The following is a 15803-nucleotide window of genomic DNA, read 5'->3' as shown; positions in this document are numbered from 1 at the left end:
ACCGATGCCACTCCCAACAAATCTGCCTATGTCTCCTAAAGGCTCAACCTCCTAACGAGGATCCTCTGATTAAATTATGTATACGCAGCTTTTTGAACCTCATTTCAATAAAAAATCGAAAAGGAGGCGATCCAGAAACATCACCGGTTAAAAGCATCACGTCCTGTGATAACACCGGTACTAGCTACATCTTGTGCGTCGGGAGGTCAAGATACGAAGGATATGAGGACCGGAGTGACGAGAGTTACTTGTATATAAGCTGCAAGTTGTACCGAGGAAGCTCTTACAACGTAGCGAGTCATGCAGGTACAGGGGGACTTGGATTCTTTCTGAATTATTTTAAAGGTCAATCACACGAAAGATGAGACCATATACACAAAGGACCAAATACCCGGAAGAAAAAAGCAAGAAATTCAAGCGCCAGGCTGTCTTGATGATTTTGGGAAGTCCGATGTCTTTATCTTGTTTCCAATATATGAAGGTAATACCTATAATCATTAATAAAATTATGATGATGATCGGCCACAAAAAAGCATTCCCCCAAATGGTATACAGGGCGAACATGACTGAAACAATCAGAAAAAAAGTGGTCACGTCCGTAGCAAACAGGAAAGACCTCTTTTTATGACGAGTTATTTTCCGTGTTAACCAGTAAACTATAATCCAAGCTAGTAAAGGTACTGTTACTAATGCAGCCAAGGAACCTAATAAAAAATCAACCATTGTTTCCCCTACTTTCCATACTTTCTTCCATACCTTTGATGACCTGGAATACAAATCGATTATTAGGAACTTCGATATTTTTCTGTTGGGCAGAATTCAGAAGGAATCCATTAATTGCGTCAATCTCTGTTTTTCGATTATTCTCTATATCCCTTAACATGGAAGATTTGTTTAAAGAAGTATTCTTGCAAACTGTTACTAAATCCTTCCAAGCTTCATGATCTTTGATGTTCAAAACTTTACAAGCTTCTTTACTGAGTTGTTTCATCAGATAAACCCAGTATGGATTTGTCAGGAGAGCTCCGTTGGTGACCTTCAATATAGCGGTAAGGGGATTGATGACAGCGTTGATATGCAATTTTTCACTGAGCATGGCATACCAATCATTTTGGTAGGTGAATGGAAAGTTTTCTTTTGAGAGTTTTTCCCAATTGATTCCTGAATGGCCGTCCAAATACGGGGCGATTTTGGTTTGTCCAAGGCCTGTGTGGCTGATTAAATGATCCGATTCTTTCAATGCACCATGCTCCACAACCCCTATATAAATTGAATGCATTTGCAACTTTGGCAAGACACGAAGATGTTGCATGCCATTCTGTACAAATAAAATAGAACGCGTCCGACTGAACTTTTCACCGATTTCAGGCATTACTTGTTCAATATTGTAGGATTTCACCGCGACAATCAATACATCAATGTCATTATGATCTGCACCGGATAATAAACGAACACCAGGTTGACACGTGTACACTGAACTCCCATATTTCAAAGTCAGTCCCATTGTCCCGATAGCTTGTTGCTGGGCTTCCCTCCTAACAAAAAGCACTACCTCATGAGGACTTTTTGAAAGGTAAGCAGTAAATAGTAATCCAATTGAGCCTCCGCCTATAACCCCGATTTTCATGTTAACCCCAACCTTTGAACGTTGATTTTTAAGATTATAGTAGCACAATAATGCCTGCTGATAAATCTTTCCATTGAAAATGAATGATCCATACTCATAAGGGTAAAATCGGAGAAATCTGCTTCTGAATAAGGATAAATGTCAAAAGCTGAAGTCGTTTCTCTATTTTTTAGAGATATTCGAATGAAAATTATCAATTTGAAGTTGAGATGTGCTGAAGAAGGTTTTTTTAAGAGTCCAATTAATATTTATCTCTACAACTTAGAACCGAAACGCTACATATATAAAATCATCTCTACAACTTGAGAATTATCTCTACAACGTAAAAAGTTGCCTTAATAAAAAAAGATCCATAGAGCCAGATATTGATGGTCTATGGATCAACCTGAAAACAAGTATTAAACGGGATACACAGGATGCTTCCGTTGACTGAAGATCATTTCTTTAGATTCGTACGCTGTGAACCGATCGATCAACTCATCACGCAAATCATCAGCAGAAACGATTTGATCGACAATCATTTCGGAAGCAAGCTTATAAATATCGATATGTTCCTTGTATTCTTGATGTTTTTCTTGAACGTATTTCATACGCTCTTTCGGATCTTCAATTTCATTGATTTTATTAGAATATACCGCATTGACGGCTGCTTCCGGCCCCATTACTGCAATTTGGGCAGTTGGGAGCGCTATACAGCAATCTGGTTCAAAGGCAGGCCCTGCCATAGCGTATAGTCCAGCTCCGTATGCTTTTCGTACAACAACCGAAATTTTCGGAACTGTTACATCACTCATAGCTGCGATCAACTTTGCACCATGTCGGATAATTCCTGCTCTTTCGACTTTTGTACCGATCATAAAACCTGGCACATCAGCAAGGAACAGTAACGGAATCGAGAATGCATCACATAACGTGATGAACTTCGCAGCTTTGTCAGCGGAGTCCACAAACAATACTCCACCCTTAACTTTCGGCTGGTTCGCGACGATCCCAACCGTTTTTCCATCAATCCGTGCAAATCCGGTCACGATTTCAGGCGCGAACAATTTCTTCATTTCATAAAACGAACCTTCATCAACTAGTCCATCGATGAATTCATACATATCAAAAGGAACATTTTGATTTTCAGGCACGATTTCAGATAAACTCCGTCCTTGGCCAGGTAATTTACCCTCTATTTTAATCGGCTTCTCTTTATAATTAGATGGGAAGTAAGAAAGATAATGCCGGGCCGATTCGATAGCTTCCTCTTCTGTTGCTGCAAGATAGTCACCGCATCCGCTGACGCTGCAATGCATTCTAGCTCCACCCATCTCTTCAAGTGTCACCTTTTCTCCAATTACTTTTTCAGCCATTCTCGGAGATCCTAAGTACATCGAAGCATTCTGATCGACCATGATGACAGTATCGCAAAATGCCGGAATGTATGCACCGCCAGCAGCTGAAGGTCCGAATAGGATGCAGACTTGAGGCAACATGCCTGACATCTTCACTTGATTATAAAAGATCCTCCCTGCTCCACGACGATTCGGGAACATTTCGATCTGGTCTGTAATCCGCGCACCAGCCGAATCAACAAGATAAAAGAGAGGCACCTTGAGTCTCATGGCTGTTTCTTGGATCCGGATGATCTTTTCAACCGTCCTTGCACCCCAGGAGCCAGCTTTTACGGTTGAATCATTCGCCATTACGCATACCTTCTGACCGTTCACTTTTCCGATCGCAGTTACGACACCATCAGCTGGTAAACCTTCTGCCTGGTTATTTGCAAATTTTCCGTCTTCAATTTTATAAGAATCATCATCAAATAATAATTCGAGGCGTTTTCTGACAAACAATTTATTTTGAGCCTTCAGCTTTTTATGATACTTATCAGCACCGCCAGCTTCTATTTTTGTTGTGGTCTCATGCAATGTTTCATTTATTGTTTTCAACATCCAATTCCTCCTTCATCGCTGTGTAAGAGAACGAGCGCTCATTCATTTTCATTTCAAGACAACGAGCACGTCACCTTCATTGACGAAATCCCCCACGTTTACGTTTACAGATTCCACTTCACCTTCTGCTGCTGCTTCAATTGGGATTTCCATTTTCATAGATTCCAGTGTAAGGACTGGTTGTCCTGCTGATACACTTTCTCCATCTGAAACCAATATGTTCAAAACTGTACCTGCCATTGATGCTGTAATTTCTTTCATGTTGGATCACTCCTAATTTTTTACTTTTGTTATCGTGTCGTTTAAATAACCTGTAGTGTATTTACCATTTTGAAACGATTCTTCATTTAATACTTGATCGAATAAAGGTCCATTGTGCTTAATTCCACTCAATGTCCACTCACCAAAAAATTGTCGGGACCTTTCCAATGCCTTCTCGCGATTTTCTGCATAGATGATGACTTTTGCAATCATTGGATCATAAAATGGAGTCACTTGTGTCTGTGAACTGAATCCAGTATCTACACGCACATATTCCGATGTAGGGTACTGGAACTTCTCGATCTTTCCTGGCGACGGCAAGAAGGTGTTCGGATCTTCTGCATAAATCCTGTACTCTATGCTATGCCCTGATTTGGTAAGCTCCCCCTGGGAATATGGCAATGGTTTTGATTGAGTGACGTTAATCTGCCATTCAACCAGATCTAAGCCTGTAATCATTTCTGTGATTGGATGTTCTACCTGTAAACGTGTGTTCATTTCTAAGAAATAATAATTCTCATTTTGATCAACGATGAATTCAACTGTACCAGCATTTGTATAATTCACATGTTTACCAGCTTGGACAGCCGCTTCACAAATCTGTTGACGGACTTCTTCACTTAAAAATGGCGAAGGCGTCTCCTCGATGACTTTCTGATGTCTACGCTGGATCGAGCAATCCCTTTCAAATAAATGGACGACATTTCCTTGCTCATCACCGAAGATTTGCACTTCGATATGGCGACTGTGGGAAATGAACTTTTCCATGAACATTTCATCATTACCGAAATAAGCTTTTGCTCGGTTTTGACTCGATACGAATGCCGTACGCAACGCTTTCTCGTCATCACAACGTTGCATTCCGATACCTCCACCGCCTGCACTTGCCTTGATCATGACTGGATATCCTATTTCGTCCGCAAGTTGAACGGCTGCTTCAACATCATTGAGTGGACCGTCACTTCCGGGTACGACAGGAACACCGGCATCCTGCATGGTCTTCCTTGCTTTCACCTTGTCTCCCATAGCTTCTACAACATCTGCAGAAGGTCCTATGAATTTAATGTTAGCGTTTTCAACTTTTCGCACAAAGTCAGCATTCTCTGAAAGAAACCCATACCCAGGATGAATCGCATCAACTTGTTCATTAAGTGCCACCTCCAAAACACGTTCACTGTTCAAATATGATTTAACTACTGGAGGCTCACCGATTTCATGAGCTATCTTAGCATTTTTCACATAGGGAAGATCTTTATCCGCTTGTGAGTATACGATAACTGGTTCAATCCCTAATTTCTCGCAAGTTCTGACTATTCTAGCTGCAATTTCTCCTCTGTTTGCGATCAGTATCTTTTTCAAACCATCTCCTCCTATTTCTCTGGGCTACAATCTACTACTTTCAACAAGAATCGGCTAAATTCCTGTAGAATTCAGCAGAATTTTTTAACTTTTGCAGAAATTTTCGTAACTTTATTATATAATAATATTTGAAAGAAAGGGAGAATAAATGAAGGGGGATGCCTATTTATGTATAAAGTACAAAAGCTTCTCGTTAATTATAAAACTTTAGAAGAATTCAAGAAGTTCAAGGAATATGGAATCCAAGAGTTGTCCATGTTGGAAGATTTACAGGAAAATATCATCGATAACGATAGTGAATCACCTTTTTACGGGATTTACTACGGGGACAAATTGGTTGCCAGAATGAGCCTTTATCGAATTGATGGGACCTATGATCGTTATTTCGATCCACCTCAAGATTACCTTGAACTTTGGAAATTGGAAGTCTTACCAGATTATCATGGAAAAGGGTTCGGAAGTGCGCTCGTCAACTATGCAAAAACGTATAACCTCCCTACCAAGACGAATGCGAGACAACGTTCCAGTGAGTTTTGGGAAAAGATGGGCTTTTCTTCCGTAACCTATAATCCGAACCGTGACCGCGGGGAAAACCCTTATGTTTGGTATCCAGAAGGTGTTGCAGAGCAAGAACATACAGAAACAGAAGATGGACCGATCAAAGAAACGGACATTTCTTCTTCTGAATTGTAATTGTAAAAACGAAAAGCTGACTTAAATCAAGTGTCAGGTCCTTCGACTCGAGGAATCCTGACACTTTTTCGTCAGCTTTTTTTTACTTTTCCACTTTTTCTAGATTCCCATTGCAGTCCATTTGGAATTTTACTTGCGAATCCTGTTCATCTTCATCAGTGACTGCCATTTTCCTCGCCCGCTCCATGAAATTCAACATGATCTTATAATCCTCATAAACATGCTCATAGTCATTTTGTAATTTTTGAAGCTTGTGGTTCAATACTTCATTTTCCTTCTCAAGCTTCAAGAGCTCTTCTTTCAATCGTTCATTTTCTCCCTGGATCATATGTGCATTTTGTTCTGTAGATCGGATGCTTTGTAAATAGTCGATTACATCATCCATACTTAAACCTGTGTCAACACCTGTTCTGTTCATTACCCTTATTTCTTCTTGATAATTTTGAGTAGTATGTGATTGCTGTACAGAATTGCTAGTAGAATGTGGTTTCAATGATTTCTCTTTCATCATCTGTTTTCGTTGCTTTTTGGCAATTGCTATGGCAGCATCGTATTTTTTCCGTATCAAGGAATTCCATCTAAAACCACATGCCGCTGATGTCCGGGATAATTTTTTCCCAACTTCTTCAAATGCTGCTAGTTGAGTTCCGCCCTCCCGTATATGTCGCAGAACGACTTCAGCTAGCAATAGATCTTCATCGTGATTCCAAGCATCCTGGCGTGTTGAGCCCATCTGCATCCCTCCAAACATTTCTACTTTATTTACAACATATGCAGATGGTAGAAAAGATAGACTCTTGTTCTAGTAAAAGATTCTATCCAAATGTTTAGATCAGATAACTACTACTTACTTCCGTTCCGGTTCAAGAAGATACTGACTGCCTGATGATGTTCATCTGTCTCCCACAACCGGGAACATTCGCTTATTTCTTTTTCAATCCGATGTTCAATATCTGCAAGATCATAACGATCTAAACGACGTTGTTTGTACGCTTTTTGAACACTTGCAGTTTTCGTCGTGAAAGGATGGATCCATTCGTAAAAGTCTTTCAGAGGATCTTCTTTAGCTAACACCTTCTGGATGAACCCTTTTTCATATCCTTCTATTGCCGTAAATTTCTTTGCACTGATCAAGATTTCTAAAGCATTTTCAGGATTCATACGTTCAAAGATAAATGTAGATCCACCCCATCCTGTTGTAATGCCAAGCGTCCCTTGAATGAATCCGAATTTTACATTTGGATATGAGATTCTGAAATCGCATGCGGAAGCAACTTCACATCCTCCTCCAACTGCAACACCATTCAGGAGTGCAATCGTAGGTTTTGGAAATGAGAAAACCTTGTATAGGACATTTCCCATTTTAGAAAGCATTTCATAGGCTTGTTTCTGTGTATGTAATTGGTGGAATACAGATAAGTCTCCCCCTGAACAGAAAGATTTTTCCCCAGCTCCTCGTATAACTAGGACTTTTACATCTTTATCGTTTTTCAGTTTTATTAATGACCTATCTAACAAATCAATCATGTCATGATCGATCGCATTATAACGCTCTGGCTGATTCAATATAATCCAGCCGATTCCGTTTTCGACAGCCACTTTCACTTTTTCCATGTAATCACCTGACTTATGTATGTTTTTCTATATTATAGCTGAAAGAGAAATGTGTTTTTTATATTTCTTTGTAAACAACAACAGAAACACTTTGAAAAATTTATAAAGAATGTACTTAGTGAGGGGGTTTGAGAACGTGAAAATGTAAAATCGTAAAATGACGCACTCATAAAGGGGCTTTTTGGTTATAAAAAAGTGCCTGCCAGGATTTACACTCCTAAACAGGCACTTTTATAGGTCTTACTTTTCTACTACTTCTTTTCCTTTGTATGTTCCACATTCTGGACATACGCGGTGAGAAAGCTTGTATTCGCCACATTGTGGGCATTTCACCATTCCAGGTACTTTCAACTTATAGTGAGTACGACGCTTGTTTTTACGAGTTGTAGAGGTTCTTCTAAAAGGTACTGCCATGGTTTTCCACCTCCTTGAAGGAATTGTTCAGCTAGAGAATGTCAATTGGTTTGACGCTTCTTCACTTTTTATCGCTATCATTAAAAAATTTGGCCAAGTCGGCCATCCGTGGATCAACCTTATCTTGTCGATCCTCTTCTTCCTCAACTACATCCCATCCTTTACCTGATGGAGGAGCAGGAGGGTTATCAGTTGGTTCAGAGCTGATGACCTTCAACGGCTTTTCCAACAATATGTTTTCCCGAATATAAGGTATCAGGTCAACTGTATTGTCTTCAACGACATGGATGTCCTCTTCTTCTGCATCCATCCCATAATCTGGTTCAAACAAGAAAATCTCAGTAGAACGGATTTTGAAAGGGAAAGGTACATCCTCAAGAGTCACTGCACAAGGCAGAGTCATTTTTCCAGCAATCGTCAAATGAAATACAGCTCGATTTTGATTGATTTCAGCATAACCCTTAACATGGACAGGTGTTATCTCGCGGATTTCAGGATCAAAATCACGTATCGAGTCAAGCTCGATTGTTTCATCAAGTTCTAGTCCTTTACGTTGAAAACTTCTCAGTTGTTGTATGGACCATTTCATTTGTCATCACCTCAAGGCAACAGTAGTAATTATAGCTTTCAAAAAATAAATTGTCAACATTTTTTCTTTACAGTCGTTTTTATTAACTCTCCACAATTTGGTACAATAATGAAGTCAAGGAATCTCAAACATGGAAGCTGAGTTTCAATCATACATACCCAAGTATTCCAATTTTAACGTATATCCTTTCCCACTACCAAATTAAAAGGAGTAATATCATGAAATCTTTAGGATTGATCGTTGAGTATAACCCTTTTCATAATGGACATTTATATCATTTGCAACAATCTAAGAAACAATCACAGGCAGACGTAGTCATAGCTGTAATGAGCGGTAACTTTCTGCAAAGAGGCGAACCAGCCCTCGTTTCAAAATGGACAAGGGCAAAAATGGCGCTTGAAGCAGGAGTCGATCTAGTAGTCGAACTTCCATATGCTTATGCCACCCAACGGGCGGATCGCTTTGCTTATGGAGCAGTCTCCATCCTTGATGCATTGAAATGCGATGAAATCATTTTTGGTAGTGAATCTGGAAAAATAGACCCCTTCATAAATACTGTACATTTCCTTAATGAAAAAGAAAAAGAATATAACGATTGGATTCAAAAACATGTCCAATCAGGCGTCAGTTACCCGATGGCAGCTTCACTGGCTTTTTCCGAACTATCAGGAAGGCCTGAGGAAACTGTCGATCTTACAAAACCGAATAATATCCTGGGGTATCATTATGTGAATTCAATTCGTCAAATAGGTTCAACTATGAAGATAAATACCGTCCAACGTACCGGTGCAGGGTATCACGATGAAGGGCACGGAACAGACAAGATTGCCAGCGCCACTGGGATCAGGAAAATCCTCTTCAGTGACAATGGGGAGCTCTCTGAAATTAATGAGCTCGTCCCGCCAACGACATTTAACGGATTGATTCAGCACCAACAGGTATTCAGCACATTCATCAGTTGGGAACGTTATTTTGATTTCTTGAAGCTTAGATTACTTACATCTTCTCCCGAGGATTTATCCCAGGTATACGAATGCGTGGAAGGTATTGAACATCGACTTCTGGATCAGATTATACGTTCGGAATCGTTCACCGGGTTCCTTGACGCTGTCAAAACGAAAAGATATACGTGGACACGGCTTCAGAGAATATGCACACATCTTCTGACCAACGCAAAAAAAGAAGTGATGTATAGAGTATTGACTGAGCAACCGACCTATATCCGTTTGCTTGGAATGAATCAAAATGGACAACAATACTTGAACGCAAACAAAAAGAAGGTTGAACTACCAATCGTCAGTACACTTTCTAAATATAGTGATGACTTTTTAAAATTGGACATCAAAGCGACGAATACATACATTCTTGGTTTTCCAGTTAAGCACCACACTACGCTCTGGAGACAGGAATATTCAAACACGCCAATCCGTATTGAATGATGAAGAAGGCTGACACATATTTGGGTCAGCCTCACTTATTCCTAATCTTTTTTCTTTAAATCCTTCAAATACTCCAAGGCATCAGAGAATTTTTCAACCGGCACGATTTTCATATCAGTATTGATATCCTCAGCAGCTTCTTTTGCGTGTTTATAATTGTCTGCTTTAACCGGCGCGAAGAAGACTTCAGCACCTGCATTATCAGCTGCCACTACCTTTTGTTTAATACCGCCTATCGGTCCAATCTCTCCCTTTTCATTCATCGTCCCAGTTCCAGCAATCTTGTACCCTTTCGTCCAATCCTCTTCTGTCAATTGGTTATAAATTTCGAGGGTGAACATCAATCCTGCTGAGGGGCCTCCGATTTTATTGGTTTCAATTTTTAAATTTGGATCTGTCTCGATTTCGGTATAGGTGACTGGATAAGTAATACCAATTCCGGCTCGTTCTTCCTCACTGTTCTGGACAATATCTTTTGGAAAAGTTTTCAGAGAAAGTGTGATTTCCTTTTCTTTTGAATCTCTGTTGACTGTAAGTTGAACTTTGTCGTTCGCTCCAAACTTTTTCAATCTGTTGACGAGATCTTCAGCGGTTTTGATTTCTTCCCCGTTCAAGGAGGTGATCAGATCTCCAACCTTAAGTTTTTCCGCTGCTGGCATGCCTGATATGACTCCTGTTATGAAAACACCCTTATTGATGATTTCAATCGACTTATTCGCTTCTTTAAAAGCAACTATAGTTGCTGCGTGCTGGGAACTTTGCATCAACTGAAGCTGCCTGGATTCATATTCCTCTTCCGTTTCATCGGATCCCCGGATCTGGTCTTCTGGAATCACTTCACGATATTCACTGACTTTAGCCCATAAATATTCAGCAGCATTCGCTTTTCCTACCAACACTGTCGTCAGCATGAAGGACCCTTCTGCCTTATTCCTTTCTTCTACTTCGATAATAGGACTCAGCACTTTTGCATCACCCGGTTGTGTAAAATAATATGGAAGCGGCAGGAAAGCTATCACAAGGGCTAATAAAATGACAACCCAGGGCCATTGGGATCTAATTCTTTTCATGGTTCTTCCTCCAGTCACGAATCGCAGCTTCAATATCTTGTATGCGATTTTTAGTTTCTTCTTCACCGATAGCAATGATTTCATCTATATCTTTAAATGCAGAAGAACTGAAATCCTCCACCAGAGGCCTGATCAGTACATCTGTAGCAATATCGTTCGCTTTTACGAGTTCACGCTGCATGATATCGATACTTTGCAAGATGACATCAAAGATCGTATTGATTTCCGGGTCTTTTTTTATGTGCGAAATATCAACAGCAATGACGAGATCCGCCCCCATTTGCTTTACGACGGAAACCGGCACCCTATCGATCACACCTCCGTCGACTAATAGCCGCCCATCCCTTTCATAAGGTACAAAAATACCTGGTACAGCGATACTAGCCCTGACCGCTTCAGATATAAGCCCTTTTGTGATGACGACCTTCTCACCTTTTAAAAGATCGGTAGCAATGATTGAAAAAGGCAGTTCCAATTCTTCTATTTTACGGCCTTTCGTCAAAGCATATATAAGCTGCTTCACCTTTTCTCCAGCAACAAAACCCATTTTCGGGACAGTATAATCCATATAATACCTTCTGCGAAACATCCTTGCCATCTTCACCATCGTTTCCGGTTTATGGCCGGTACAATAAAAGGCCCCTACCAGAGCACCCATACTGCTTCCTGCAATCATGTGGATAGGAATTTCCGCTTCATACAAAGCTTTCAAAACACCTATATGAGCAAACCCTCTAGCTCCTCCTGAACCTAGAGCTAAACCGATCTTGGGCTGATTCACAGGATGACCTCCTCTTTCAGTAAGAACCTCTCATTAAGGTCTAATCTTAGCATATTCACGTATAAATAAATGAGGACAACTTATCTATGGTCCAGTATATATATTAGCGTATTCATAAGGAGGATTTGGATTGTACCATTCCCGTTTGAAAAATATACTTTTTGCAGTAGTAACTTCCTTATTTGCATTCTCCTTAATGGTATACCCAAAGGCGGCATTTGAATCATCATTAACCGGATTGAATATGTGGTGGGAAATCGTTTTTCCCTCTTTGCTCCCATTTTTCATCATAAGCGAACTCTTGATCTGCTTCGGTGTCGTACGATTCGTCGGTGTTTTGCTGGAACCGGTCATGCGCCCTCTATTCAGGGTACCAGGTTCAGGCGGATTTGTGTGGGCCATGGGGATCTCATCAGGGTTTCCAGCTGGGGCGAAATTGACTGCAAGACTCAGGCAAGAGAAAGAAATTTCGCGAATTGAAGCAGAGCGTCTAGTCGCATTTACGAATTGTTCTAATCCGTTATTCATACTTGGTGCTGTAGCTGTCGGTTTTTTTCATAATGCCGAGCTGGGTGTCCTTCTAGCAGCAGCTCATTATATCGGTAACATCTTCGTCGGATTCACCATGCGATTTTATGGATCGCCTGAACCCCGGCCAAGGCATATTTTTACTCCTAGACCAGAAAACCGATTGATTCATGCACTCAACAGGATGCATCAAGTTAGGCAGATGGATTCCCGTCCATTCGGCCAACAGTTAGGTGATGCCGTCAAACACTCTATACAGACTTTACTGATGATTGGTGGATTCATCCTTCTTTTTTCAGTATTGAATCGGATGTTGACAGAGTTCCATATTACTATGTTTATGGCTGCCATCCTGTCCACCTTTACGACTTTAATAGGCTTTGCACAAGTGCTTATACCTCCCTTTCTTTCAGGGATGTTCGAAATCACACTTGGAAGCAAATTAATCAGTGAAACAAGTGGGCCTGGACTTCTGGAACAAGCTGTTCTGGTTAGTTTCGTCCTTGCTTTCAATGGCTTTTCGGTACAAGCACAAGTCGCAAGTATTTTAGCGGAAACAGATATTCGGTTCAAACCCTTTCTATTTGCAAGAGTTTTACACGGATTTATCGCAGCGATTTTGACGATCATCCTTTGGAAACCTCTTTATTTGAACCAAACAAAAGGAACAGCTGTTGAAACATTTGCATCGCATCCATCAATATCGTGGATGTATGAGGCATGGAACCACCTATTGAGTTTAGGTGCTTTAGTAACGTTTATAAGCCTGATCATTTTCATAGTGATGCATTTACGCTCCTTAGCGCAATAAAGATTATGTAGAGAAGTTTGTGAGAAATTATTTTTCGAACTTCTCCTTCAAAGCCTCTTCTACTACCTTGGGTACAAGGTCGGTAACCGGAGAATGGTATTTTGCAACTTCTTTCACAATGCTGGAACTTAAGAAGGAATATTGATTATTCGTCATCATGAAAAAGGTTTCGACCGATTCATCCAGCTTCCGGTTGATCGAAGTGATCTGCATTTCATACTCAAAGTCAGAAACGGCTCGCAATCCTCTCAAGATGACCTTCGCACCGGTCGTACGGACGTAGTCCATAAGCAAGCCCTCACACCAGTCGACTTTAATGTTCGGTATGTCCTTGGTCGCTTCTTTTATCAGATTTATACGCTCTTCGACAGTAAAGAGAGATTCTTTACTTTGATTATTCGCTACGACCACAATTACCTGATCAAAAACACTTGCACCTCTTGAAATGATATCAAGATGCCCGTACGTGATCGGATCAAAGCTACCTGGGCATATCGCCTGTTTCTTACTCATATTTATCCTTCCCCCTCTATCTCATTACTATATATTGTAACCGCTGTCGTGCTATTATATTGCTCATGCTTCAAACGATAACAAGTACCGATTTCATCAGGAAGCTTGAGCACCGCATCATGCTCACAGACTATCATCGCGGCAGGTTCAAGCAATCCATTTTCCATTAAAAACTCGACTTCCTTTTTGATCTTTTGCTTTTTGTAAGGTGGATCCAAAAACACATATCTAAACTGAATACCTCTTTTTCGAAGCGCTTTCAAGGCACGATATGAATCATTCCGAAAAACCTCGACTCTATTACTAGACATGTCAAAACTCTGAAGGTTATCTTTTATTGTTTCCACCGCTTTAGGGTCCACATCAACGAGGATCGCCCTATCTATCCCTCGGCTCAGGCCTTCTATTGTCAAGGCGCCACTACCTCCGTAAAGATCTAAAGACATGCCTCCATCGAAATAGGGACCGATGATATTGAAGATCGATTCACGTATTTTATCCGAGGTAGGTCTGGTGCCTGAACCAGGTACAGACTTTAACTTACGGCCTTTAAATTCACCTGATATTATTCTCATCATGTATACCTCACCGTAGTTTTATTTACCTCCACTATCCTACCATAAAAGCGGACAATTCTTAAATAGAGCGTATATAAGCTTCTGAACTGTACAATAATAGGATTACAGCACCTTCACGGGTGTTGTAAGTTGAACCACGGAGTAAGCTTAATTTCCCCATAGGCTTAACTCCGGTTTCTCCTCTCCCATTGTTCTGTCCCTACGGCAAATGAACATTTCCGTAATGTTTCTAGGCATGTAAGGGTATGGAACAGCCCGCAGGATAATTCCTGCGGGCTTTTTTTATGACCTTGTTAAATATTGAAAATTGCTATAAGCGAAATTCGCGACACTCCTGCGGGAAACGCGAGCGAGGCGAGACCCCAACCACTTACAATTTAGGGATCTTCGAGTTTAATAATGAACTTCGACTATTTAATGAACTTCGACTAAATACCACCACGTCCTGCGCCTGCGGTTACTCTGCGCAAAACTACAAGGATGAAATGAAAAGTCCGTGGTCTTGTGGTGAACGTCGAAGTCAGTACATCCTGTACAAGTAAGTCCTGCGCCTACGGTTACTCGGCGCAAAACTACAAGGATGGAATATGAGTCCGTGGTCTTGTGGTGAACGTCGAAGCCAGCATAAGGAAAGCTTCTAAGAATTCTCATCGCAGACACGAAAATGATTTCATTTTTGTGTTGACTTCCTGTGCAAGTGAGCGAGGAGGCTTGCGGATCGCCCTCATAAAAATCAACAATTAAGTATAGCTGAGCTTTTTTATAAATGATAAATTGCAAACGATTCACAGCATGGCTTATTCATGCTAAAGTTATGTTTGGATGTAAGAACAAGGAGGTAACATCATGATTCAACGCTTCATCGAACTAGGTGGGGGCTATTCGGATTTATATGAACTGATCGAAATAGCTGAAACGAATGCGAATCGTCTAACAAGGTTCATTGCATTAAAGACAAAAATCAACGAAAAAGAAGTTTGTTCGCTTGGTGTTGTTTTACAGCCAGCAGGTGAATCAAACTTCCAACCGATCTATATTTGTCGTGAGGGTGTGCCAGAACACTCGAAACGATGGGATTTGTTCTAAGGCTGTGCCTCAGCGCATAATAAAGAATTAAAGGTTCTTGAAGTAAGACCGTCAAACGAATTCAACGAAAAAGAGCTATACTATCAATATTTAACAGGAATCCTCAGAATGCAGCACATCATACCTGCCTGGCAATAGGGGTTTGATCCTTATGATTTATAGACCGATTTTATAGTCGTATTCTTTGGCCTTATCAGGGCGTGCATTTTGATATTCAGTTTTTATATAAGCTTTATGTGAAGGTTCCACTTTCTTAACAAAATGGAGTTTTTCGATCTTCTCGATGACCCGGTCTTTATGTGTCGTATCACAATACAGCACAGCATATTTCATCCGTTTTGATACATAATGGATATTGCCAAACTTACGAAGCTGTTTAATATATTTTAAAGAATGAAGCCAGACGGCTAATCCGGTACGATTCGTCAGCATAGGGCGAACTCCTTTTCACCAGTTTTTATTCAGTCTAGCATGAAGGTAAATACCGCGCAATCACTTATATG

The 15803-nt window shown here is 40.5% G+C and carries 17 protein-coding genes and 1 pseudogene; 4 read left to right on the top strand and 14 right to left on the bottom strand.

Annotation, left to right across the window (positions count from 1 at the left end):
- Nucleotides 1-339: 339 nt before the first annotated feature.
- From ACJROX_RS11400 to ACJROX_RS11380, 5 genes are all read right to left on the bottom strand, one after another.
- Nucleotides 340-723 (bottom strand): DUF3397 domain-containing protein, encoded by a 384-nt coding sequence (locus ACJROX_RS11400; protein WP_408010882.1) that lies wholly within the window; start codon nucleotides 721-723, stop codon nucleotides 340-342.
- Nucleotides 716-1627, bottom strand: coding sequence for a 2-dehydropantoate 2-reductase (locus ACJROX_RS11395; RefSeq protein ID WP_408010881.1), 912 nt, complete (start codon nucleotides 1625-1627; stop codon nucleotides 716-718). The genes ACJROX_RS11400 and ACJROX_RS11395 overlap by 8 nt, the downstream gene beginning before the upstream one ends.
- Before the next feature lie 398 nt (nucleotides 1628-2025).
- The gene (locus ACJROX_RS11390; protein WP_408010880.1) at nucleotides 2026-3564 is read right to left on the bottom strand and encodes an acyl-CoA carboxylase subunit beta; all 1539 of its coding nucleotides are present in this window, start codon (nucleotides 3562-3564) and stop codon (nucleotides 2026-2028) included.
- A 48-nt stretch (nucleotides 3565-3612) separates the two neighbouring features.
- A complete protein-coding gene (locus tag ACJROX_RS11385; RefSeq protein WP_408010879.1) occupies nucleotides 3613-3825 on the bottom strand; it encodes an acetyl-CoA carboxylase biotin carboxyl carrier protein subunit in 213 nt (70 codons plus the stop codon).
- Between the two features lie 12 nt (nucleotides 3826-3837).
- Nucleotides 3838-5184, bottom strand: coding sequence for an acetyl/propionyl/methylcrotonyl-CoA carboxylase subunit alpha (locus ACJROX_RS11380; protein ID WP_408010878.1), 1347 nt, complete (start codon nucleotides 5182-5184; stop codon nucleotides 3838-3840).
- 168 nt (nucleotides 5185-5352) lie between these two features.
- On the opposite strand from ACJROX_RS11380, the gene ACJROX_RS11375 reads away from it, so the two are divergent.
- Nucleotides 5353-5877, top strand: coding sequence for an N-acetyltransferase (locus ACJROX_RS11375; RefSeq protein WP_408010877.1), 525 nt, complete (start codon nucleotides 5353-5355; stop codon nucleotides 5875-5877).
- An 82-nt stretch (nucleotides 5878-5959) separates the two neighbouring features.
- Here ACJROX_RS11375 and ACJROX_RS11370 read toward each other — a convergent pair whose 3' ends face one another.
- The 4 genes from ACJROX_RS11370 to ACJROX_RS11355 form a co-directional block, all read right to left on the bottom strand.
- Nucleotides 5960-6610, bottom strand: a complete 651-nt coding sequence (locus tag ACJROX_RS11370) for an RsfA family transcriptional regulator (protein ID WP_408010876.1) — start codon at nucleotides 6608-6610, stop codon at nucleotides 5960-5962.
- Between the two features lie 110 nt (nucleotides 6611-6720).
- Nucleotides 6721-7491, bottom strand: a complete 771-nt coding sequence (locus tag ACJROX_RS11365; RefSeq protein WP_408010875.1) for an enoyl-CoA hydratase/isomerase family protein — start codon at nucleotides 7489-7491, stop codon at nucleotides 6721-6723.
- A gap of 240 nt (nucleotides 7492-7731) precedes the next feature.
- The gene (rpmF, locus tag ACJROX_RS11360; protein ID WP_221564071.1) at nucleotides 7732-7905 is read right to left on the bottom strand and encodes a 50S ribosomal protein L32; all 174 of its coding nucleotides are present in this window, start codon (nucleotides 7903-7905) and stop codon (nucleotides 7732-7734) included.
- A 61-nt stretch (nucleotides 7906-7966) separates the two neighbouring features.
- Nucleotides 7967-8494 carry a YceD family protein gene (locus tag ACJROX_RS11355; RefSeq protein ID WP_408010874.1) on the bottom strand — a complete coding sequence of 176 codons (528 nt, stop codon included), beginning with the start codon at nucleotides 8492-8494 and terminating at the stop codon, nucleotides 7967-7969.
- 218 nt (nucleotides 8495-8712) lie between these two features.
- Here ACJROX_RS11355 and ACJROX_RS11350 point away from each other — a divergent pair, with 218 nt between their 5' ends.
- Nucleotides 8713-9933, top strand: a complete 1221-nt coding sequence (locus ACJROX_RS11350; RefSeq protein ID WP_408010873.1) for a nucleotidyltransferase — start codon at nucleotides 8713-8715, stop codon at nucleotides 9931-9933.
- A 41-nt stretch (nucleotides 9934-9974) separates the two neighbouring features.
- On the opposite strand, the gene ACJROX_RS11345 is transcribed toward ACJROX_RS11350, so the two are convergent.
- Both ACJROX_RS11345 and ACJROX_RS11340 read right to left on the bottom strand, forming a co-directional pair.
- The gene (locus ACJROX_RS11345) at nucleotides 9975-11003 is read right to left on the bottom strand and encodes a SepM family pheromone-processing serine protease (protein ID WP_408010872.1); all 1029 of its coding nucleotides are present in this window, start codon (nucleotides 11001-11003) and stop codon (nucleotides 9975-9977) included.
- The gene (locus ACJROX_RS11340; RefSeq protein ID WP_408010871.1) at nucleotides 10990-11784 is read right to left on the bottom strand and encodes a patatin-like phospholipase family protein; all 795 of its coding nucleotides are present in this window, start codon (nucleotides 11782-11784) and stop codon (nucleotides 10990-10992) included. Before ACJROX_RS11340 ends, ACJROX_RS11345 begins: the two co-directional genes overlap by 14 nt.
- A 130-nt stretch (nucleotides 11785-11914) precedes the next feature.
- Between ACJROX_RS11340 and ylbJ the strand changes: the two genes are divergently transcribed.
- Complete coding sequence (ylbJ, locus tag ACJROX_RS11335; protein ID WP_408010870.1) at nucleotides 11915-13123, top strand: sporulation integral membrane protein YlbJ; 1209 nt, start codon at nucleotides 11915-11917, stop codon at nucleotides 13121-13123.
- A 27-nt stretch (nucleotides 13124-13150) separates the two neighbouring features.
- Here ylbJ and coaD read toward each other — a convergent pair whose 3' ends face one another.
- Together coaD and rsmD are read right to left on the bottom strand one after the other, a co-directional pair.
- Nucleotides 13151-13636: a pantetheine-phosphate adenylyltransferase gene (gene coaD / locus ACJROX_RS11330; protein WP_408010869.1), complete on the bottom strand. Its 486-nt coding sequence runs from the start codon at nucleotides 13634-13636 to the stop codon at nucleotides 13151-13153.
- 2 nt (nucleotides 13637-13638) lie between these two features.
- The gene (gene rsmD, locus ACJROX_RS11325) at nucleotides 13639-14211 is read right to left on the bottom strand and encodes a 16S rRNA (guanine(966)-N(2))-methyltransferase RsmD (RefSeq protein WP_408010868.1); all 573 of its coding nucleotides are present in this window, start codon (nucleotides 14209-14211) and stop codon (nucleotides 13639-13641) included.
- Nucleotides 14212-15060: 849 nt separating this feature from the next.
- Between rsmD and ACJROX_RS11320 the strand changes: the two are divergent.
- A pseudogene (locus ACJROX_RS11320) lies at nucleotides 15061-15438 on the top strand (methylthioribose kinase).
- Between the two features lie 18 nt (nucleotides 15439-15456).
- Here ACJROX_RS11320 and ACJROX_RS11315 read toward each other — a convergent pair.
- Nucleotides 15457-15732, bottom strand: a complete 276-nt coding sequence (locus ACJROX_RS11315; protein ID WP_408010867.1) for a YlbG family protein — start codon at nucleotides 15730-15732, stop codon at nucleotides 15457-15459.
- Between the last annotated feature and the right edge of the window lie 71 nt (nucleotides 15733-15803).

Source organism: Pseudalkalibacillus sp. A8 (assembly GCF_045920555.1).
In the GTDB taxonomy this organism is placed as follows: domain Bacteria; phylum Bacillota; class Bacilli; order Bacillales; family Fictibacillaceae; genus Pseudalkalibacillus.
This window is presented reverse-complemented; position numbering and strand designations above follow the sequence as displayed.